This window comes from Methylosinus sp. shoA (genome assembly GCF_059718125.1).
On the sequence record NZ_AP046091.1, the window covers coordinates 2,982,946 to 3,002,888 of the forward strand.

The following is a 19,943-nucleotide window of genomic DNA, read 5'->3' on the forward strand; positions in this document are numbered from 1 at the left end:
GCGTACTTTTCATGGGATCATGAAATTCATTCATCAGGCTTCGCGGTAGACGAGCAGCATCAGTCCGGCGAGCATGAAGCCGACGGGCCAGAGGAGGCCCGCGATCCGCCCGGCGCGATCCGGCAGGCGGATCTCCAGCCAGCGCGCCGCGGCCGACGCCACGCCGACCAGCGCCAGCGGCGTATGGGTGATCTCGATCAGGAACTCCTGCTTCATATCGACCAGCCCGTGCGAATGGGCGAGCAGCAGCGCGCCGCCGAGCCCGGTGATGAGCGGGAAGGCCAGGGGCGCCCAGGCGGCCGCGACTTTCTTCGTGCGCACGCGCCATTCGAATAGGCCGAAGGCCACGACGAGGGCGAGAAAGACGCGATGCTGGGCGATTTCGGGATCGCGCAGGCTCTCGATGAGTCCGAGCTCGCCGAGCGGCCATACCGCTTCGTCGGCGCGCAAGAAGAGGAAGCCCGCGAGGCCGAGCATCAGCAGCGGCCAGTGGCGCGCCGCCGGCGCCGCGCGCGGCCAGTGTTCCATGAGCGCCAGAAAGCCCATCGCCAGAACGAACAGGCCGGCGATGTGGTGGTTGTATTCCGACCAGGCAATATCCTCGGCGTTGCGCGGGGCGGCGGCGACCGCAGCGACGACGGACGGGGCCTCGGCCGGCAGCGCGGCCGGGTCCGGCGCCGGCCGCGCGACCGACAGGGTCGAATGGTCCGGGCTCTCCAGCCGGATCGGCCATTGCGGCGTCAGCCGCTCGACGATCTCGGAAAAGCTCACGCGACCGCGCGGCTGATCCACGGCGGGCGGCAGCGAGGACAGCGACGCCGCTGCGAAAATGGCGGTGAGCCCGAGGCCGATCTCCGCTTCGGCGAAACGGCGCAGCCGCAGGAGCGGGCCGGCGCCCCTCCCGCGGAGGCGCCGGACGGCGAAGAAATTGAACGCGCCGAGCGTCAAGAGCCCGGCGAGCAGCGCGCCTTTCGCGCCGACCATCACGCCATAGGCGAGGCCGTAGAAGGCTTCGAGCGAGCCGATGTAGACGCCGGACATGGCGAGCCCGCCGCCGAGCAAGAGGGCGGCGCCGGCCATGGAGACGCGCGAGAACAGCCGTCCGACGATCGCCTGCGCCTCGGCGTCCGGCGCGCGGGCGAGCGCCAGGAGAAAATAAGGAATGCCGCCGATCCACAGAGCCGCGCCGGAAAGATGCGCGAGCTCGGCGAGAGCGAGCCATGGCGGACTCTCGACCCGGCTGACCGCATGAGTGGTTCCGAGCCGCGCGCCGAGCAGCGCCAGGGCCGCCGCGAGGAGAAGCCCGCGCGAAGGGGTGAGGCGGCTGGCGGCCGCCAGGACGAGCGCCGGCCCGAGCGCAAGCGCGTCCGCCCTCACGGCGTCGGCGGTCATCGCCGAATACGGATCGAGCTCTAGAGTCGTGATCAGCATCAGCGACAGAGCGGAGGCGTCGAGCGCGACGAGGCCGACGAGCGCGAGCGTGCTCCAGAACACGATCTTCCTGACGCTCGCGGCGGTCGGCGCGCCCCCCGGGCCGAGCCCTGCCGCAACCAACAGCAGAAAGCCGACGCCGCCTGCCGCCAACGATTGCGCGACCGAGATCGCGCCGCGCAGCAGCACGCCGAGAAACCCGTAGATCTCGATGAATTGCTGCATGCGGTCAGCGCAGGACGCGGAAGGAGATATCGCCGCGCGTGATATGACCGTCGATGCTGAGCACCTGCCAATGCAGCTGATAGACGCCCTGCTGCAGATCGCCGAGATGGGCTCTGACGGCATCGGGCGCGGCGGCCTCGACGAGAGGCAGGACAGCGCTGCGCAGATCCGGCCCGATCACCAGCACGCGTGAACGCTTCGCGTCGATACGGCAATTGAAGCGCAGCTCTATGGGCACGTCGGGGCTCGTGACGAGCTGCGCCTCGCGGGGCGTCGAATCAGAGAGGACCGCATGCGCCTGCGAAGGCGAGGCCGCGAACGACGTCCAGAAGGCGATCGCCCCGATCGCCAGGGCGAAATCCCGACAAGACCGCATGCCCCCTTCCCCGCTGTTTCGGCCGCGGGGACAATAGCGCGCCGAGCCGGCCAGTGCTCGGCTTTTTTGCGGGCGCCGGAGCGGAGAACGACGCGCTTATTTCTTGAACAGGCCCTCGGCGGCGGCGAGCGAGGCGGCCTTGGCGGCCCGGGCTCGCTCCAGCCGCTCGATTTCGGCCCGCAGCAGCGCGATGCGCTCGTCGAACTCGGCCAGAGAGAGGGCGTCGAGCGGCTGGCCGAGACGATGTGACGCAGCGTCCTTGTCCTGCGGGCCGCGCGGACGGTCGTCCTCCTCCATCGCTTTCCCCTTCACTCCGTGGTGATCGCCGTCTCGACGTCGCTCGGATCGATTCGCCGCGCGAGGCCGGCCGCGAGCTTTCCCCGATCGAGCTCGCCCTCCCACCAGGCGACGACGATGGCCGCGACGCCATTGCCGCAAATATTGGTGAGCGCCCGACACTCGCTCATGAATTTGTCGACGCCGAGCACCAGGGCCATGCCCGGCGCGAGGCGCGGGTCGATGGCGGAGAGTGTCGCGCCGAGCGTGATGAAGCCCGCTCCGGTGACGCCCGAAGCGCCTTTCGAGGTGAGCATGGCCACCACGAGTATCGTCGCCTGCTGGCCGGCGCCGAGCTCCACCCCCAGCGCCTGGGCGATGAACAGGCTCGCCAGCGTCATATAGATATTGGTGCCGTCGAGATTGAAGGAATAGCCGGTCGGCACGACGAGGCCGACCACGGACTTCGAGCATCCCAAGCGCTCGAGCTTCTCCATCAGCTGCGGAAGCGCGCTCTCCGAGGACGACGTGCCGAGCACGATCAGCAATTCGTCGCGGATGTAGGCGAGAAAGCGAAGGATGTCGAAGCCGACGAATCGGGCGACGAGGCCGAGGCCGAACACGATGAAGAGAACGGCCGTCAGATAGAAGGAGCCGACGAGCCAGGCGAGATTGACGAGCGACTGCGTCCCATATTTGCCGACCGTATAGGCCATGGCGCCGAAAGCGCCGATCGGCGCCGCCTTCATCACCAAAGCGATGACGCCGAACATGGCGTGGCCGAGATCGTCGACCACCGCGCGCAGCGCCCGGCCGCGCTCGCCCATGGCGAGCAGCGCGAAGCCGAACAGGACCGAGAACAGCAGCACTTCGAGGATGTCGCCCTTGGCGAAGGCGCCGACGACGCTCTCGGGAATGATGTCGAGAACGAAATCGACGCCGGTCTTCTGCGCCCCGGGCTGGAGATATTTGGCGATCGCGCCTTCGTCGGCCTTGCCGGCAAAGCCCGCCCCCGGCCGGACGAGATTGCCGACCAGGAGGCCGAGCGCCAGCGCCAGGGTCGAGACCGCCTCGAAATAGACGAGCGCCTTGACTCCGACACGCCCGACCTTGGCGGCGCTCTCGATATGGGCGACGCCGGAGACGACGGTGCAGAAGACGATCGGCGCGATCACCATTTTGATGAGCTTGACGAAGCCCTTGCCGAGCGCCTCGACCCAGGGGCTCGCGGCGATCTCCGGCGCGAGCGCGCCGAGCGCCGCGCCGGCGAGAATGGCGGCCAGCACCTGGACATAGAGGAGGCGATGAAGCGGCTTGCGCACGGGCGTCGCGGCCGTGGTCACAGGAGGGTCCTCGATCGTGGCTCGCTCGTTCCTAGACCGCGGCGGCGGGCGAGGCAATGACGGGCGCGCGGCGCGCAGCTCCGCTTTGTCGACAGGATCCTCCAGGGGTGATCGGATGAAGGTTTCTCATGCCGAGGAGGCTCCGGAGGAGCCGTCTCGAAGCATGCGGAAACCTTCATCCGATCCGCCCTGCGTGAATTGACTCCGCCGCGCGAACGGCCGACAACGTCTCCGGCGCCACGAATGGACCACAGGAATGGCCAAAGTCACGCTCATCGACAATTACGACAGCTTCACCTTCAACCTCGTGCATTATTTCGGGTCGCTCGGGGCCGAGGTGACGGTCTGGCGTAACGATGCGATCTCGGCCGACGCGGTGCTGGCGGCGGGGCCGGACGCCATCGTGCTCTCCCCCGGCCCCTGCACGCCCAAGGAAGCCGGCGTCTGTCTCGACCTGATAGCCGCCGCCTGGGCCGACGTGCCGATCTTCGGCGTCTGCCTCGGCCATCAGTCGATCGGCCTCTCCTTCGGCGGCGACGTCGTCCGCGCGCCGCTGCCCGTCCACGGCAAAATGGCGACGATCCTGCACGGGGGCGAGACCATTTTCCGGGGCATCGAAGGGCCGTTCCTGGCGACGCGCTATCACTCGCTGATCGTCGCGCGCGAGACCCTGCCTTCCTGTCTGCGCGTCACCGCCGAGACGCCGGACGGGCTCGTCATGGGCCTCTCGCACGAGAGCGCGCCGGTGCATGGCGTGCAGTTCCATCCCGAAAGCATCACATCCGAGCACGGCCACAAGATTCTCGGCAATTTCCTCGATCTCGCGCAGGAGTGGAACGAGACCCGCCGCCGCGCGAAAGTGGCGTGATGGCCCTGTCCATTAAACAGTCCCCTCACCCTGAGGAGCGCGCGAAGCGCGCATCTCGAAGGGGGGGACGCCGCGCGCCCTCTGGAACATCCTTCGAGACGCGCCCTGCGGGCGCTCCTCAGGATGAGGGCGTCGGGCGCGAATGACCGATTTGGCGCCCTTCCTCGCGACCATCGCCGCCGGCGCGACGTTGCCGCGCGAGGAGGCGCGTGCGGCGGTCTCGGTCATTCTGGAGGGCGGCGCGACGCAGGCCCAGCTCGGCGCCTTTCTGATGGGGCTGAGGCTGCGCGGCGAGAGCGTCGAGGAGATCATCGGCGGGGCGGAGGCCATGCGCGCGGCCATGGCGCCGGTCGAGGGCGCCGCGGACGCCATCGACATCGTCGGAACGGGCGGCGACGGCGCCGGCACTTATAATGTCTCGACCTTGGCCGCGCTGATCGTCGCCGGCTGCGGCCTGCGCGTCGCCAAGCATGGCGGCCGCGCCGCCTCCTCGCGTTCCGGCGCGACGGATGTTCTGGCCGAGCTCGGCGTGCGCGTCGGCGTTTCGCCCGCCCATGCGGCGCTGTGCCTCGCCGAGACGGGCCTCTGCTTCATGGCCGCGCCGACTCATCATCCCGCGCTGCGCCACGCCGCGTCCGCGCGCAGCGAGCTGCGCCTGCGCACGATCTTCAACCTGCTCGGCCCCTTGTGCAATCCGGCCCGCGTCGAGCGCCAGCTGATCGGGGTCTATTCGAAGGAATTGCTCGAGCCGCTGGCCCGAGCGCTCGCCGAGCTCGGCGCGCGCCGCGCCTGGCTCGTCCATGGGAGCGACGGGCTCGACGAACTGACGACCGCCGGCCTTTCTCATGTCGTGGCGCTGGAGGACGGCCGGCTTCGCTCCTTTTCCGTCGCGCCGGAGGACGCCGGCCTCGAGCGCGCCGAGGCGACGGATCTCGTCGGCGGCGATCCTGCTCATAACGCCCGCGCGCTGCGGACCGTGCTCGCGGGCGAACGGAACGCCTATCGCGACATTGCGGTGCTCAACGCCGCGGCCGCGCTGATCGTGGCGGGCGCAGCCGCCGACCTGCGCGAGGGCGCCGCGCTGGCGGCGCGGGCGCTGGACGAAGGCGCGGCGAGGGAAAAGCTCGCCGCGCTCGTCGGCGTCTCGAATCGGCCGGAGCCCGCGGCGCCGTAACGCCCTGCGGCGCGCCGCCGCGCCTGTCGAAAACAGGCGAAGCGCGGTATTTTCATGCTAATCTCGTTCAGAGAAGCGCGCGCGGTTCCACTGTCGGCGATTCCGTTCTAGGTAAGCAGCATGACCGACATTCTGAGCAAGATCGAAGCCTATAAGCGAACCGAGATCAACGACGCGAAGGTGCGCATGCCGCTCTCGACGCTCGAGCGCAATGTGCGCGACCATGATCCGCCGCGCGGTTTCGTCCATGCGATCGAGGCCAAACTCGCCGAAGGCCGCATCGCGCTCATCGCCGAGATCAAGAAGGCGAGTCCCTCCAAAGGCGTGCTGCGCCGCGACTTCGATCCGCCGGCTCTCGCCCGGGGCTATGAGGCCGGCGGCGCCGCCTGCCTGTCCGTCCTGACCGACGGCCCCTCCTTCCAGGGCCGGCTCGAGGATCTGGAGGCCGCGCGCAAGGCGACGCATCTGCCGGCGATCCGCAAGGACTTCCTCTATGATCGCTATCAGGTGTTCGAGGCGCGCGCCTTCGGCGCCGACTGCATATTGATCATCATGGCCGCCGTCTCGGACGAAGAGGCGAAGGCGCTCAACACGGCGGCGCATGATCTCGGCATGGACGTGCTGGTGGAGGCGCACAACGAACGCGAACTCGATCGCGCTCTGGCGCTGGAGACGCGGCTCGTCGGCGTCAACAACCGCGATCTGCATACGTTCGAGGTCACGCTCGAGACCACCGAGCGCCTCGCCGAGCGCATTCCGAAGGACCGCATCATCGTCGCCGAGAGCGGCGTCGCCAGCCATGAGGATTGCCTGCGGCTCGAGAAATCCGGCGTCTTCGCCTTCCTCGTCGGCGAGAGCCTCGTGCGCAAGGACGACGTGACCGCGGCGACGCGCGCGCTTCTGCACGGCGCGTCGGCGACCGAGCACAGGCGGGCGCGCGTTTGAGATGGGCGCTCTGACGCATCTCTCGAACAAGGGCGAAGCGCATATCGTCGACGTCTCCGACAAGCCGGAGACGAAGCGCTTCGCGCGCGCGAGAGGCCGCATCGTGATGGCTGCGGCGACCCTCGCGCTCGCCGTCGAGGGACAGGCGAAGAAGGGTGACGTATTCGGCGTCGCGCGCATCGCCGGGATCATGGCGGCGAAGAAGACGCACGAGCTGATTCCGCTGTGTCATCCTCTGCCGGTCACCAAGATCGCCGTCGAACTCGAGCCGGATGAAACCCTGCCCGGCGTGACGGTCACGGTGGAAGTCTCTGTCACCGGGAAGACCGGCGTCGAGATGGAGGCGCTGACGGCGGTGAGCGTCGCGCTGCTGACCGTCTACGACATGCTGAAGGCCGTCGACCGCAGCATGCGGATCGAGGGCGTGGGGCTCCTGGAAAAGCGCGGCGGACGCTCGGGCGAATGGCGCCGCGACGAAATGGACCAAAATGGCTGACGACAAATTGCTGTCCGTGGACGAGGCCCTCGCCCGCGTGCTCGCCGGCGTGACGCGTCTGTCCGGTGGGGAAGACGTACCGCTCTCCAAGGCCCTCGGCCGCACTCTGTCGAAGGATCTCGTCTCGCGCCGCACCCAGCCGCCGGTCGCCGTCTCGGCCATGGACGGCTATGCGCTGCGCGCCGCCGATCTCGCCGCGCCCGGCGCGCGGCTCAGACTCGTCGGCGAGAGCGCCGCCGGTCATGGCTATGGCGCGCCGCTGGCGCCGAGCGAAACCGTCCGCATCTTCACCGGCGCGCCCGTGCCCGAGGGCGCCGACACGATTCTCCTGCAGGAGGACGCGACCGTCGACGCCGGCGGCGTCGGCGTCGGCGCCGCCTCTGCGCCCCCGGCGGGCCGCCACATCCGCCCGCGCGGGCTCGACTTCCGCGAGGGCGACGCGGCGCTTTTTTCGGGAACGCGCCTCGGGCCGAGCGAACTCGCGCTGACCGCGGCGATCAACCATCCTCTGCTGCCCGTCGCGCGACGCCCGCGCGTGGCGCTGATCGCCTCGGGCGACGAGCTGGTCCCGCCCGGAGTCGAGCCCGGGCCGGCTCAAATCATCGCCTGCAACGGCTACGCCGTGGCCGCCATCGCGGAAAGCGCCGGCGCCGAGGCGATCGACCTCGGCATCTTCCGCGACGACATCGCCGAGCTGGAGAAAGGCTTCGCCCGCGCCCGTGAGGAGAAGGCGGATGTGCTGGTGACGCTCGGCGGCGCCTCGGTCGGCGACCACGACCTGCTGCGGCCGGCGCTCGCGCGCCAGGGCATGACTCTGGATTTCTGGCGCATCGCCATGCGGCCGGGCAAGCCGCTGATCCATGGGCGTCTCGGCGACACGCGCATTCTCGGACTGCCCGGCAATCCGGTGGCGGCGATCGTCTGCGCTCTGGTGTTTCTGGCCCCGCTGATCCGCGCGCTGCAGGGCGATCCGCGCGCCGGGGCCGACGAGAGCGAGGCTGCGATCGCCGGCGCGCCGCTGAAGCCCAACAAGGGCCGCCGCGATTATATGCGCGCGAGCCTCGCGCGTGACGCCGAAGGCCGCCTGGTCGCGACGCCGCAAGCCTTGCAGGATTCGTCGCTGCTGACCGAACTGGTCCGCTCCCAGGCGCTGCTGATCCGCGAGACCGGCGCGCCGGCGGTCGCGGCGAGCGGCCCCTGCCGGGTGCTGCGGCTGCCGGGAGCGTTCGTCGCCGGCCGGTGATTGACGCTGTTCGTTTTTTGCTGCAATTTTGACTGCCGAGTTTTGGCTCGGCGTGTCATTCGCTGGATTCTCGGTCCAGCAGCGCCGGAGATTCGTCGCTTTCGGCCCGCGGATTTCGATCGACACGCCGACGTAGCGAGGAGTTGTTTCGTGAGACATCTCTCGATTGCCGCGTCGATGGCGCTCGGCGTTTCGATGGGCTCCACGCTCGCCGCGGATCTCCCTTCGAAAAAGGAGCCGCCTTTTCTACCTCCTCCGCCGCCGTCGTGGACCGGTTTCTATGTCGGTCTCAATGCAGGCTATAGCTGGAGCGACCAGGGCCTGCTGATTGTGCAGCAGGGCGACGGGACCGCCGGCTCGCTGGGCTCCTCGTTCGGCTCGGCGGCGGCTGCGGCCGGCGCCTCCAACGACGGGTTCATCGGCGGCGGCCAGATCGGTTATAATCGACAATTCAATAGTTTCGTCGCGGGTATCGAAGCTGACATCCAAGGCCTCGCCGCCTCGAATGGAAATATCCGCCAGTCCAGTCCCCTACCGTTCGCGCAACAGAACAGCATCACGCGCAACGTCGATTATCTCGGCACAGTGCGCGGCCGCGTCGGCTATCTCTTCCTGCCGACGCTGCTCGTCTATGGCACGGGCGGTCTCGCCTATGGCCAAGTGAATCTGAGCATCAACGGCTCTCAGTCGGTCGCGCTTCCCGGAACGCCGACCAACGCCTTCTCGGGCACCGTCTCGGATACGCGCGTCGGATGGACGGCGGGCGGCGGCGCCGAGTGGATGTTCCTGCCGCAGTGGAGCGCCAAGGTCGAATATTTGTATTATGACCTCGGCCGCGTTTCCACCAGCGTCTCCCCGGCCTCGAACACCTATGTGAGCGGAAACGCGATCGTCATGCTCGGCTCTCCCGTTCCGACCTCGCAATTCAAAGGGCATGTCGTCCGCGTCGGCGTGGACTATCACTTCGATTTCTTCCGTCCGTCGGCGAGCCCCGTAGTCGCCAAATTCTGATCGCTCTTTTCGACAAAAGGCACAGACAGTCGGCGCGACTTCGCGCAAGTCGACTGCATTTCCCCAATGATGCGGGACGGCGACCGCGCGGTCGACTTCGAAAGCGCGGCCGCCGTGCAATCGTCGGATCGTCCGACGTTCCCTCGCCCGAACGCTTTCGCCAAAACGCTTTCCTGTGTTATCGGACCCTTCGGAGGGAGACCGAACACATGACCGAATCCGCTGCGCCCCGTCGCGATAAGCCCTGGCTGTTCCGCACCTACGCCGGCCATTCCACGGCCAAGGAGTCGAACCGTCTCTATCGCTCCAATCTCGCCAAGGGCCAGACGGGTCTCTCCATCGCTTTCGACCTGCCGACCCAGACCGGTTATGACAGCGACCATATCCTCTCGCGCGGCGAGGTCGGCAAGGTCGGCGTGCCCGTCTCCCATCTCGGCGACATGCGCACGCTCTTCGACGGAATCCCCATCGCGGAGATGAACACGTCGATGACCATCAACGCCACCGCCGTCTGGCTGTTCGCGCTCTATATAGCGGCGGCCGACGAGCAGGGCGCGCCGCGCGGAAAGCTCCAGGGGACGACGCAGAACGACATCATCAAGGAATATCTTTCGCGCGGGTCTTATGTGTTCCCGCCGGCGCAGTCGCTGCGCCTGACGCAGGACCTCATTCTCTTCACGACGAAGGAATGCCCGAAGTTCAATCCGATGAATGTCTGCTCCTACCATCTGCAGGAGGCCGGCGCGACGCCGGCGCAGGAGCTCGCCTATGCGCTCGCGACGGCTTGCGCCATTCTCGACGGCGTGAAGTCCGCCGGCCTGTCGGATGCGGATTTCGCGGAGGTCGTCGGCCGCATCTCCTTCTTCGTCAACGCCGGCATGCGCTTCGTCACCGAGCTGTGCAAGATGCGCGCTTTCGTCGAGCTGTGGGACGAGATCACCCGCGACCGCTATGGCGTGGCGGACGAGAAATCGCGCCGCTTCCGCTATGGCGTGCAGGTCAATTCGCTCGGCCTCACCGAGCAGCAGCCCGAGAACAACGTCTACCGCATTCTGATCGAGGCGCTGGCGGTCGTGCTGTCGAAGACCGCCCGCGCCCGCGCCGTGCAGCTGCCGGCCTGGAACGAGGCGCTCGGCCTGCCGCGGCCCTTCGATCAGCAATGGTCGCTGCGCATGCAGCAGATCATGGCCTACGAGACCGACCTTCTCGAATATGGCGACATTTTCGACGGCAATCCCGTGATCGCCAAAAAGGTCGCGGCGCTGAAGGCCGAGGCCATGGCCGAGCTGAAGAAGATCGGCGAGCTGGGCGGCGCCGCAGCGGCCGTCGAGATCGGCTATATGAAGTCGAAGCTCGTCGAGAGCAACACCTCGCGGCTCGAGGCGATCGAGGCCGGCGAGCAGATCGTCGTCGGCGTCAACAAATTCACCGAGGGCGAGCCCTCGCCGCTCACCTCCGGCGACAACCAGATCATGGTCGTGCCCGAGCATGTCGAGGCCGAGCAGATCGCGCGGCTGAAAGCTTGGCGCGAGCAGCGCGACGCCAAGGCTGCGCAGGCGGCGCTCGACCAGCTGGTGCGCGCGGCGAAGGAGGGCGGCAATATGGTCGAGCCCTCGATCGCCGCCGCCAAGGCGGGCGTCACCACGGGCGAATGGGGAACCGTGCTGCGCGGCGTCTTCGGCGAATATCGCGCGCCGACGGGCGTCTCCTCCACCGCTCGCCAGGTCGGCGGCCAGCTCGACGCCGTGCGCGAGGAGGTGCAGCGCGTTTCGACCAAGATCGGCAAGCGCGCGAAATTCCTCGTCGGCAAGCCGGGCCTCGACGGCCACTCCAACGGCGCCGAGCAGATCGCCGTTCGCGCCCGCGACGCCGGCTTCGACGTGATCTACGCCGGCATCCGCTCGACTCCGGCGGAGCTGGTCGAGACCGCGCAGAAGGAAGGCGCGCATTGCGTCGGCCTCTCCATCCTGTCGGGCTCGCATGTGACCCTCGCGCACGAAGTGCTGCGGCTGATGAAGGAGAAGGGCCTCGGCGAAGTGCCGCTCGTGGTCGGCGGCATTATTCCGCCGGCCGATGAGAAGCTGTTGCGCGAGAATGGGGTCGCCGCGGTCTATACGCCGAAGAATTATGATCTGAACGCGATCATGACCGATCTCGCCCATCTGATCGAGAGAAGCGTCGAAGGGCGGGCGTGACGCTCACGCGAACTCGAGCCGCCGAGTCTTCCCGTCGGCGAGACGGCGATAGAAGCAGGATTTGCGTCCCGTGTGGCAGGCCTTGCCGTCGCCGCCGGGCTCGACCCTGAGCAGCAGCGCGTCCTGGTCGCAATCGACCTCGATCGACAGCACTTTCTGCACTTGGCCGGAGGTGTCGCCCTTGCGCCAGAGGCTCTGGCGCGAGCGCGACCAATAATGCGCGATCCCGGTCTCGATCGTCTTGTCGAGCGCGAGCTCGTTCATATAGGCGACCATCAATATCTCCTTGGTCGCCGCCTCGACGGTGATGCAGACGACGAGGCCCTGCGCGTCGAAACGGGGCGCGAGGACGAGCCCTTCCTCGATTTCGCGCGCCTCGGCCGGCGGCAGTGCGGACATGGGCGCGTCTCCCGGCGAAAGGCGCTCAGCGCGCGCCGCGCAGAAGCGTATAGAAATGCACCTGCTCGGCCGGATCGTCGCGGAACACGCCCGAGAATTGCACGGTCACGGTCGAGGAGCCCTGCTTCAGCACGCCGCGCATGGACATGCACATATGCTCCGCCTCGACCAGCACGGCGACGCCGCGCGGCGCGAGATGCTGGTTGATGGCCGACGCGATCTGCGCCGTCATCGCTTCCTGTGTCTGCAGCCGCTTGGCGTAAATGTCGACGAGCCGGGCGAGCTTGGAGAGGCCGACGACGCCGCCGGTCGGATAATAAGCGATATGGGCTTTTCCGACGAAGGGCACGATATGGTGCTCGCAATGCGACACGAAGGGGATGTCGCGCACGAGGACGAGGTCGTCATAGCCCTCGACCTCCTCGAAGACGCGCGCCAGCGCCTCTCCCGCATCCTCCTGATAGCCGCGGAAAAATTCTTCATAAGCCTTCACCACCCGGCGCGGCGTCTCCTTCAGCCCTTCGCGGTCGGGGTCGTCCCCCGCCCAGCGCAGCAGCACGCGCACCGCCGCCTCGGCTTCTTCGCGGCTCGGCCGCTCGACGGGCTTCTCGGCCGTCTCCGGACGGCTGAGCAAGGACTTAACCACGGCATCCATGTGGCGCCTCCAGGAAAACAAAGAAGCCCGACGGTCTTCGGGGAAGATGGCCGCTTTCGGCGCGGCCCGAGGAATTATATACTCAGTGGAAGAAATCCACGTAACCCCCCGCTAGCAACTTATCGGCCACATGCTCGATCAAGTCTATAACCAGCGCATTCTGGAGCTCGCCGCGCAGATCCCGCGCCTCGGCCGGCTCGAGGCTCCGGACGCCAGCGCCACCGCCCATTCCAAATTGTGCGGATCGACGGTGACCGTCGACGTCACTCTCTGCGACGGAAAAGTGGCGGATTTCGCCCATGAGGTGAAGGCCTGCGCGCTCGGCCAGGCCGCCTCCTCGATCATGGCGCGCAACATCGTCGGCTCCACGCCGCGCGAGCTGCGCGAGCTGCGCGAGATCGTCCGCAGGATGCTCAAGGAGAACGGCGCTCCGCCGCAAGGCAAATGGGGCGACGTCGCACTCCTCGAGCCGGTGCGCGATTTCAAATCGCGCCACGCCTCGACGCTTCTGACCTTCGACGCCGTCGTCGACGCGATCGGACAGATCGAGCACGCGAGGTCGTGACGCGCGACTCCTTCCGGATGAATCGCGATAAGGGTTTCTTGGCGACTGATCGTTAGCCTCGATTTCGGGACGCGCTCTTTCTCCCGCGAGCGGGAGACGGCGTCGCGCGCGGGGATTTCGCAAGGGAAGACACGAATTGAAGGTTCTCGCCGCCTTCCTCGCCAACACGATCGCCAATTTCCTGATCGGCCTGCTGGTCGCGAAATTTCTCGGCCCCGAGGAATATGGCCGCTTCGCCCTCGCTTTCGCCATCGGCGTCGTCATTCAGACCGCGCTGTTCGACTGGATGCGCCTTTCCGCGACGCGCTTCTACTCGACGCGGGTGCGCGAGGCCGAGCCGGCCATCCGTTCCACGCTCGATTTCGCTTTTCTCGCCGTCACGGCGGCGCTCGCGCTCTGCGGCGGCCTCTTTCTCCTCTTCGCTCCCTCCGTCTCGCTCGGCGACGCGCTGATCGCTCTGGCGCTGGCGACCGCCGCAATCAACGGACTCTTCGATTATTCGACGGCCCTCCTGCGCGCGCGTTTCGAAGACAGGCTCTACGGCCGCGTCGTGCTGACGAAGAATGTTCTCGCCCTGCTGCTCACAGGCGGGGGCGCCTTCGTCTTTCATTCGGCCGGCATGGCGCTCGCCGGGAGCCTCGCGAGCCTGTTCGGCGCCGTGCTGACGGCGCGCGCATCCCTCGCCGATCCGGGCGCTTCGCCCCGCGGCGCGCGCCTCGCCACGGCGCATACGCTCGTCTCCTACAGCGCGCCGATCGTCGCGGCCAATATGCTCTACCAATCCGTGCCGCTGGCGGCGCGGGCGCTGGTGACGAGCTATTACGGCTTCGCCGAGACGGGGCAGTTCTCGCTCGCCTATGACCTCGGCATTCGCGCCATCTACGCGCTCGGCTCGGCGCTCGACGTGCTGCTGTTCCAGATCGCCGTCGCCGCCCAGGAGCGGCACGGGTCGCAGAAGGCCAAGGAGCAGATCGCCCGCAATATGACGATCGTCGCCGCCTTCCTCATGCCCGCCTGCGCCGGGACTTGGTTGACGATGCCGTCGATCGAGGAGCTGATCGTGCCCGCGCAGTTCCGCGGCCCCTTCGGCCATTATCTCGATCTGCTGCTGCCCGGCCTCTTCGCCATGGGGCTCATCCAATTCGCCGTCAATCCGGTGTTCCAGATCGAGAAGAAGACCGCGCCGCTGATCGGCGCCGCCTCCGTCGCCGTGGTCTCCGGCCTCGTCTTCGCGCTCGCTCTGCCGCGGGGCGCCGACGCCTCGAGCCTCGCGCTCGCCCAATGCGGCGCCTATATCGTGGCGCTCGCCGCGCTCGTCGCCTTCGCCGCGCGCACGGCGCCGCAATGGCCGCGCCTGCGCGACATTCTCGCCGCGCTCGCCTCCACCGGCGCGATGATTCTCGCGGTGCGGCCGCTCGCCGGGCTTCCCCCCGGCGCGGCCACGCTGCTCATGCAGATCGGCGTCGGCGCTTTCGTCTATTGCGGCGCGACGCTGCTCCTCGACACCGCCGGGCTGCGCGGCCTGACGCTCCAGATCGCGCGGCCGCCCCTCTCCCGCGTCTTGGCCAGAGCTCGGACCGCGCTATAAACTGCCGGGCGGCGGCGGCGGCGACCTCGATTTCGGCCGGATGGGGAGAGATGTGCGATGGTGCTGCCGCTTCACGACGACGCGCCGCTGCGATATGTGCGGCGGCCGCTCGTCAACTGGTCGCTGATCGCGATCAACGTCGCCGTCTTCGTCGCCGTGTTCAGCGAAGCTTTCGGCGATCCGCTCACGGTTGTCCGCGGCTTCGGCCTCATTCCGGCGGTGCTGTTCGGCCGCGCCGAGCTCGCCCACTGGATCGTCACGCCCGGCGCCGACTGGACCGTGCTGACGAGCCTGTTCTTCCATTCGGGGATCGGTCATCTCGCCGGCAATATGATCTTTCTCTATGTCTTCGGCGACAATGTCGAGGACGGGATGGGCTCTCTTCCCTATCTCGCTTTCTATCTGCTCTGCGGCGTTTCGGCGGGGCTGCTGTTCGCCTTCGGCGCGCCCTTCACCATTCACCCGCTGGTCGGCGCTTCGGGCGCGATCTCTGGCGTCTGCGCCGCTTTCATCCTGCTCTATCCACGCTCGACCATCTTCGGCCTCGTCGCCGGAATCATCCCGATCCATGCGCCGGCCTCGCTCTTCGTCGGCACCTGGATTTTGCTCCAGCTGTTCAACGCCCTCACGGACGAGCAGGGACAGGTCGGCTGGTGGGCGCATGTCGGCGGCATTCTCGCCGGTCTCGCGCTGACGCCTCTGTTCAAGCGGCGGGACGTCCGCTGGTTCGGCCCGAAGCCTTTCGTCGGCCCGTGGCAGTGAGGCCGGCGGGGCTGCAATTGTTCGAATATCGCCGCATACGAGAGATCGCGGGGGCGCCTGACATGTATATTGCGGGATTCGTCATTCCTGTTCCCGACGACAAGATGGACGCCTATCGTCGATGGGCCGAGAACAGCGCGGCGCTCTTCAAGGAATACGGCTGCGTCGAGATCGTCGAGGCCTGGGAGGACAATGTTCCCAGCGGCAAATATACGGACTTCCGCCGCGCCGTCGACGCGAGGCCGGGCGAGAAGATCGTGTTCTCGTGGCAGGTGTGGCCCGACAAGGCGACCCTCGAATCCGCCGAAGCGAGAATGCATGAGGACGAGCGCTTCGCGATCCCCGGCGAAATTCCCTTCGACCCGGTGCGCCTCATTCTCGGCTGTTTCGCGCCGATCGTCACGATGGGCCGCTGAGAACCTGCCGGCCCGCCCTCCGAAGGAGACGCGCGACGAGCGGGCCCGCGCCTTTGGGCGCGGTGACCGTTTGACAGGGATGCACGCCGAGGTTACCAGAGCATTATCCGAGCGTTCCGCGCGCGCTCCGCGCCCCGGAGCGGGTTCCTTCGTTCTCGACGCGGCGCTCGAAGGGCGGCTCGATTTTTCGAACATTCGAGACGAACGTCAATCTCGCCTGGAGTTGCGCGATGAAGGTTCTCGTGCCCGTCAAACGGGTGGTCGACTATAACGTCAAGATCAGGGTCAAGGCGGACGGGACCGGCGTCGACGTCGCCAATGTGAAATTCTCGATGAATCCCTTCGACGAGATCGCCGTCGAGGAGGCGCTGCGCCTCAAGGAACGCGGCAAGGCGACCGAGGTGGTGCTCGTCTCCATCGGCCCGGCCAAGGCCGACGACACGATCCGCGCCGGCCTCGCCATGGGCGCCGACCGCGCCATTCATGTGAAGACCGACGAGACGGTCGAGCCGCTCGCCGTCGCCAAGATTCTCGCCAAGATCGCCGCCGACGAGCAGCCCGGGCTCGTCATTCTCGGCAAGCAGGCGATCGACGACGACAGCAATCAGACCGGCCAGATGCTCTCCGCGCTGCTCGGCTGGGGGCAGGGCACTTTCGCATCCAAGGTGGAGATCGGCGACGGCTCGGTGAATGTGACGCGCGAAGTCGACGGCGGCCTGCAGACCGTCACCCTGAAGCTGCCGGCCGTGGTGACGACGGATCTGCGCCTCAACGAGCCGCGCTACGCCAGCCTGCCGAACATCATCAAGGCGAAGAAGAAAGAAGTGGCGGTGAAAGCGCCCGCCGATTATGGCGTCGACATTTCGCCGCGCCTCGAGGTGCTGAAGACGGCCGAGCCGCCGGCGCGCAAGGCGGGAATCAAAGTGGGCTCGATCCCCGAGCTGCTGGAGAAGCTCAAGACTGCGGGAGTTCTTTGAACATGACGGTCCTACTCGTCGCGGAAACCCGAGGGCCCGCGCTCGCCCCCACCACCGCCAAGGCGCTGACCGCCGCGCTGCAGATCGGCGGCGGCGTGCATGTCCTCGTCGCCGGCGAGGGCGTCGGCCCGGCCGCCGAGGCCGCGGCAAAGCTCGCGGGCGTCGACAAGGTGCTCGTCGTCGACGATGCGCTCTATGCTCATCAGCTCGCCGAGCCGCTGGCGGCGCTGGTCGTCGGCCTCGCCGGCGCCTATGACGCGATCCTCGCGCCCTCGACCTCCTCGTCGAAGAATGTGCTGCCGCGCGTCGCGGCGCTCCTCGACGTGGCGCAGGTCTCCGACATCATCAAAGTAATCGCGCCCGACACGTTCGAGCGGCCGATCTACGCCGGCAACGCGATCCAGACCGTGCGGTCGAAGGACGCCAAGAAGGTGATCACCGTGCGCACCGCGTCCTTCGCCGCGACCGGCGACGGCGGCGCGGCTTCGATCGAGGCGGTCGGGGCGGGCTCCGATCCGGCGCTGTCGAGCTTCGAGAGCGAGGCGCTGGCGAAGTCCGAGAGACCGGAGCTCACCGCCGCCAAGACCATCGTCTCCGGCGGCCGCGGCCTCGCGAGCGCGGAGAATTTCCAGGAATATATCGAGCCGGTGGCCAATCGGCTCGGCGCGGCGATCGGCGCTTCGCGCGCGGCGGTCGACGCCGGCTATGCGCCCAATGATCTGCAGGTCGGCCAGACCGGCAAGGTGGTGGCGCCGGACCTCTATATCGCCGTCGGCATTTCCGGCGCGATCCAGCATCTCGCCGGAATGAAGGATTCGAAGGTGATCGTCGCGATCAACAAGGACGAAGAGGCGCCGATCTTCCAGGTCGCCGACTTCGGCCTCGTCGCCGATCTTTTCCCCGCGCTGAAGGAGCTCGACGCCGAGCTGGCGAAAGCGGGACGGTGACATGCCTCGCCCGGCTCCTCGGCGCCGGGCGCGCCCCGCGCGGATACGGGCCGCAAGCTCGCCTTTCGGTCGGTAAGCCGGTTTTCAGACCGGCGGTTCGCGCGCTATACTGATCAGAACCGGCTCCGCTTGGTGAAGCGAGAGCGTTCACGGCTGTGGTGTCAAGAAAAATGACCTCGGAAATTCGCAAGGTCGGCATCGTCGGCGCCGGGCAGATGGGCAGAGGCATCGCTCAAGTCTGCGCCCTTGCCGGATTCGATGTGGCGCTCAACGACGTGTCGGAACAGCGCATCGCGGCCGGCATAGACGATATTTCGGCGCATCTCTCGCGCGCGGTCGAGAAGGGCGCGCTCGTCGAGGGGGACCGCGACGCCGCCTTGGCGCGCATCCGTCCCGCGAAGGATTTCGCCGCCTTCGGCGACAGCGACATCGTGATCGAGGCCGCGACCGAGAACGAGGAGGTCAAGCGCAACATCCTCGCCGCGCTCGGTCCGGCTCTGCGTCCCGGCGCGATGATCGGCACCAACACCTCCTCGATCTCGATCACCCGCCTCGCCGCGGTGACCGGACGGCCGGAGCAGTTCATCGGGATTCACTTCATGAATCCCGTGCCCAAGATGCAGCTGGTCGAGATCATCCGCGGCATCGCCACCGAGGACAAAACCTTCGAGGCCGCCAAGCAATTCGTCTCGGGGCTCGGCAAGACGGTGACGGTGTCGGAAGATTTCCCGGCTTTTATCGTCAATCGCATTTTGCTGCCGATGATCAATGAGGCGATCTATACGCTCTATGAGGGCGTGGGGTCGGTCGAGGCGATCGACACGGCGATGCGGCTCGGCGCGAATCATCCGATGGGCCCGCTCCAGCTCGCCGATTTCATCGGCCTCGACGTGTGCCTCTCGGTGATGCAGGTGCTGCACGAGGGGCTCGCCGATTCGAAATATCGCCCTTGTCCGCTGCTCGTGAAATATGTCGAAGCCGGCTGGCTCGGCCGCAAGACGCAGCGCGGCTTCTACGATTATCGCAGCGGCACGCCGGTGCCGACGCGGTGATTGGTCGAAGTGCGGGACGGTCGACGCGCGTTCCTTCTCCCACTCGCGAAAGTAAGGTGGCCCGGCGAAGCCGGGTCGGATGAGGGGCCGTCTCACTGCAGCGATCTTGAAGACGTCGTCGGAACCGCGAACCGCAGCAGCCCTCATCCGACCCTCGCTGACGCGAGGGCCACCTTCTCCCGCAAGCGGGAGAAGGGAGCGCCCTTCACCCGCGCCGCAGCAGCTCCGGCCGCCTCTCGCGGGTGAGCCGCAGCGCCTCTTCCTTCCGCCATTCCGCGATCTTGCGATGATCGCCGGAGAGCAGAATCTCCGGGATGGCGCGGCCTTCGAACTCGCGCGGCCGCGTATAATGCGGATATTCGAGAAGGCCAGTCTCGAAGCTCTCCTCGACGCCCGACGCCGCTTCGCCCATGATGCCGGGCAGCAGCCGCACGCAGGCGTCGAGCAGCGCCATGGCCGCGATCTCGCCGCCCGAGAGCACATAATCGCCGATCGAGATTTCCTCGAGCGCGCGCGCCGCGATAATGCGCTCGTCGACGCCCTCGAATCGCCCGCACAGGACGACGACGCCTTCGCCTTCGACGAGGCTCCTCACCCGCGCTTGAGTCAACGGCGCGCCGCGCGGGCTCATCAGCAGCCGCGGCCGCGCGTCGCCCTCCGGCGCGGCGACGTCGATCGCGGCGGCGAGAACGTCGGCGCGCATGACCATGCCGGGGCCGCCGCCGGCGGGCGTGTCGTCGACGGCGCGATGCCGACCGAGCCCATGCTCCCGAATATTGTGCGCCTCGAGCGCCCAAAGCCCGTGTGCGAGCCCGTCGCCGGCGAGGGACAGGCCCAGCGGGCCCGGAAACATTTCGGGAAAGAGGGTGAGGACGGTCGCGCGCCACATGGGGCGGGTTATGACATGGGGGCAGGGGAGGGGGAAGACGGCGCGCTTCGTGCGGCGTGATCGATCCGAGCCATGCAGCCGATTGCCATCATCGCGAGCGCAGCAAAGCG

21 protein-coding genes are annotated in these 19,943 nt (G+C 67.5%); 14 read left to right on the forward strand and 7 right to left on the reverse strand.

The window, feature by feature from the left end:
- Positions 1 to 33: 33 nt before the first annotated feature.
- The 4 genes from AC6IW9_RS13560 to dctA all read right to left on the reverse strand — a co-directional run bounded on the left by AC6IW9_RS13560 (position 34) and on the right by dctA (position 3,651).
- Positions 34 to 1,656: a CopD family protein gene (locus AC6IW9_RS13560; RefSeq protein WP_497764320.1), complete on the reverse strand. Its 1,623-nt coding sequence runs from the start codon at positions 1,654 to 1,656 to the stop codon at positions 34 to 36.
- 4 nt (positions 1,657 to 1,660) lie between these two features.
- Entirely contained in the window at positions 1,661 to 2,032 is a 372-nt protein-coding gene (locus AC6IW9_RS13565) for a copper resistance CopC family protein (RefSeq protein WP_497764321.1), read from the reverse strand.
- Positions 2,033 to 2,128: 96 nt separating this feature from the next.
- On the reverse strand, positions 2,129 to 2,329 hold the full coding sequence (locus AC6IW9_RS13570; RefSeq protein ID WP_497772523.1) for a DUF1192 family protein: 201 nt from the start codon (positions 2,327 to 2,329) through the stop codon (positions 2,129 to 2,131).
- Positions 2,330 to 2,340: 11 nt separating this feature from the next.
- Positions 2,341 to 3,651, reverse strand: coding sequence for a C4-dicarboxylate transporter DctA (gene dctA, locus AC6IW9_RS13575; RefSeq protein ID WP_497764323.1), 1,311 nt, complete (start codon positions 3,649 to 3,651; stop codon positions 2,341 to 2,343).
- Positions 3,652 to 3,907: 256 nt separating this feature from the next.
- On the opposite strand from dctA, the gene AC6IW9_RS13580 reads away from it, so the two are divergent.
- The 7 genes from AC6IW9_RS13580 to AC6IW9_RS13610 all read left to right on the forward strand — a co-directional run bounded on the left by AC6IW9_RS13580 (position 3,908) and on the right by AC6IW9_RS13610 (position 11,583).
- Positions 3,908 to 4,519 (forward strand): anthranilate synthase component II, encoded by a 612-nt coding sequence (locus AC6IW9_RS13580; protein WP_497764324.1) that lies wholly within the window; start codon positions 3,908 to 3,910, stop codon positions 4,517 to 4,519.
- A 142-nt stretch (positions 4,520 to 4,661) separates the two neighbouring features.
- Positions 4,662 to 5,693, forward strand: a complete 1,032-nt coding sequence (trpD, locus tag AC6IW9_RS13585) for an anthranilate phosphoribosyltransferase (protein WP_497764325.1) — start codon at positions 4,662 to 4,664, stop codon at positions 5,691 to 5,693.
- A gap of 120 nt (positions 5,694 to 5,813) precedes the next feature.
- Positions 5,814 to 6,638: an indole-3-glycerol phosphate synthase TrpC gene (gene trpC, locus AC6IW9_RS13590; protein ID WP_497764327.1), complete on the forward strand. Its 825-nt coding sequence runs from the start codon at positions 5,814 to 5,816 to the stop codon at positions 6,636 to 6,638.
- 1 nt (position 6,639) lies between these two features.
- On the forward strand, positions 6,640 to 7,134 hold the full coding sequence (gene moaC, locus AC6IW9_RS13595; protein ID WP_497764329.1) for a cyclic pyranopterin monophosphate synthase MoaC: 495 nt from the start codon (positions 6,640 to 6,642) through the stop codon (positions 7,132 to 7,134).
- Positions 7,127 to 8,377 carry a molybdopterin molybdotransferase MoeA gene (locus AC6IW9_RS13600; protein WP_497764330.1) on the forward strand — a complete coding sequence of 417 codons (1,251 nt, stop codon included), beginning with the start codon at positions 7,127 to 7,129 and terminating at the stop codon, positions 8,375 to 8,377. Before moaC ends, AC6IW9_RS13600 begins: the two co-directional genes overlap by 8 nt.
- Positions 8,378 to 8,554: 177 nt before the next feature.
- Positions 8,555 to 9,388: an outer membrane protein gene (locus AC6IW9_RS13605; protein WP_497772524.1), complete on the forward strand. Its 834-nt coding sequence runs from the start codon at positions 8,555 to 8,557 to the stop codon at positions 9,386 to 9,388.
- A 209-nt stretch (positions 9,389 to 9,597) separates the two neighbouring features.
- Positions 9,598 to 11,583 carry a protein meaA gene (locus AC6IW9_RS13610; protein ID WP_497764332.1) on the forward strand — a complete coding sequence of 662 codons (1,986 nt, stop codon included), beginning with the start codon at positions 9,598 to 9,600 and terminating at the stop codon, positions 11,581 to 11,583.
- A gap of 3 nt (positions 11,584 to 11,586) precedes the next feature.
- On the opposite strand, the gene hisI is transcribed toward AC6IW9_RS13610, so the two are convergent.
- A complete protein-coding gene (gene hisI, locus AC6IW9_RS13615; protein ID WP_497764333.1) occupies positions 11,587 to 11,982 on the reverse strand; it encodes a phosphoribosyl-AMP cyclohydrolase in 396 nt (131 codons plus the stop codon).
- 25 nt (positions 11,983 to 12,007) lie between these two features.
- Positions 12,008 to 12,637: a GTP cyclohydrolase I FolE gene (gene folE, locus AC6IW9_RS13620; RefSeq protein WP_497764335.1), complete on the reverse strand. Its 630-nt coding sequence runs from the start codon at positions 12,635 to 12,637 to the stop codon at positions 12,008 to 12,010.
- A 130-nt stretch (positions 12,638 to 12,767) separates the two neighbouring features.
- On the opposite strand from folE, the gene AC6IW9_RS13625 reads away from it, so the two are divergent.
- The 7 genes from AC6IW9_RS13625 (at position 12,768) to AC6IW9_RS13655 (ending at position 18,944) form a co-directional block, all read left to right on the forward strand.
- Positions 12,768 to 13,202 carry an iron-sulfur cluster assembly scaffold protein gene (locus AC6IW9_RS13625; RefSeq protein ID WP_497764336.1) on the forward strand — a complete coding sequence of 145 codons (435 nt, stop codon included), beginning with the start codon at positions 12,768 to 12,770 and terminating at the stop codon, positions 13,200 to 13,202.
- 136 nt (positions 13,203 to 13,338) lie between these two features.
- Positions 13,339 to 14,790: a lipopolysaccharide biosynthesis protein gene (locus AC6IW9_RS13630; protein WP_497764338.1), complete on the forward strand. Its 1,452-nt coding sequence runs from the start codon at positions 13,339 to 13,341 to the stop codon at positions 14,788 to 14,790.
- Between the two features lie 57 nt (positions 14,791 to 14,847).
- Complete coding sequence (locus AC6IW9_RS13635; RefSeq protein WP_497764339.1) at positions 14,848 to 15,552, forward strand: rhomboid family intramembrane serine protease; 705 nt, start codon at positions 14,848 to 14,850, stop codon at positions 15,550 to 15,552.
- A 62-nt stretch (positions 15,553 to 15,614) separates the two neighbouring features.
- Positions 15,615 to 15,968 carry a DUF1428 domain-containing protein gene (locus AC6IW9_RS13640; RefSeq protein WP_497764341.1) on the forward strand — a complete coding sequence of 118 codons (354 nt, stop codon included), beginning with the start codon at positions 15,615 to 15,617 and terminating at the stop codon, positions 15,966 to 15,968.
- Positions 15,969 to 16,198: 230 nt separating this feature from the next.
- Complete coding sequence (locus AC6IW9_RS13645) at positions 16,199 to 16,945, forward strand: electron transfer flavoprotein subunit beta/FixA family protein (protein ID WP_497764343.1); 747 nt, start codon at positions 16,199 to 16,201, stop codon at positions 16,943 to 16,945.
- Positions 16,946 to 16,947: 2 nt separating this feature from the next.
- Positions 16,948 to 17,892 (forward strand): electron transfer flavoprotein subunit alpha/FixB family protein, encoded by a 945-nt coding sequence (locus tag AC6IW9_RS13650; protein WP_497764345.1) that lies wholly within the window; start codon positions 16,948 to 16,950, stop codon positions 17,890 to 17,892.
- A gap of 170 nt (positions 17,893 to 18,062) precedes the next feature.
- Positions 18,063 to 18,944, forward strand: a complete 882-nt coding sequence (locus AC6IW9_RS13655; protein ID WP_497764346.1) for a 3-hydroxybutyryl-CoA dehydrogenase — start codon at positions 18,063 to 18,065, stop codon at positions 18,942 to 18,944.
- Positions 18,945 to 19,149: 205 nt separating this feature from the next.
- Here AC6IW9_RS13655 and trmD read toward each other — a convergent pair whose 3' ends face one another.
- Entirely contained in the window at positions 19,150 to 19,833 is a 684-nt protein-coding gene (gene trmD, locus AC6IW9_RS13660; protein ID WP_497764347.1) for a tRNA (guanosine(37)-N1)-methyltransferase TrmD, read from the reverse strand.
- Positions 19,834 to 19,943: the final 110 nt, after the last annotated feature.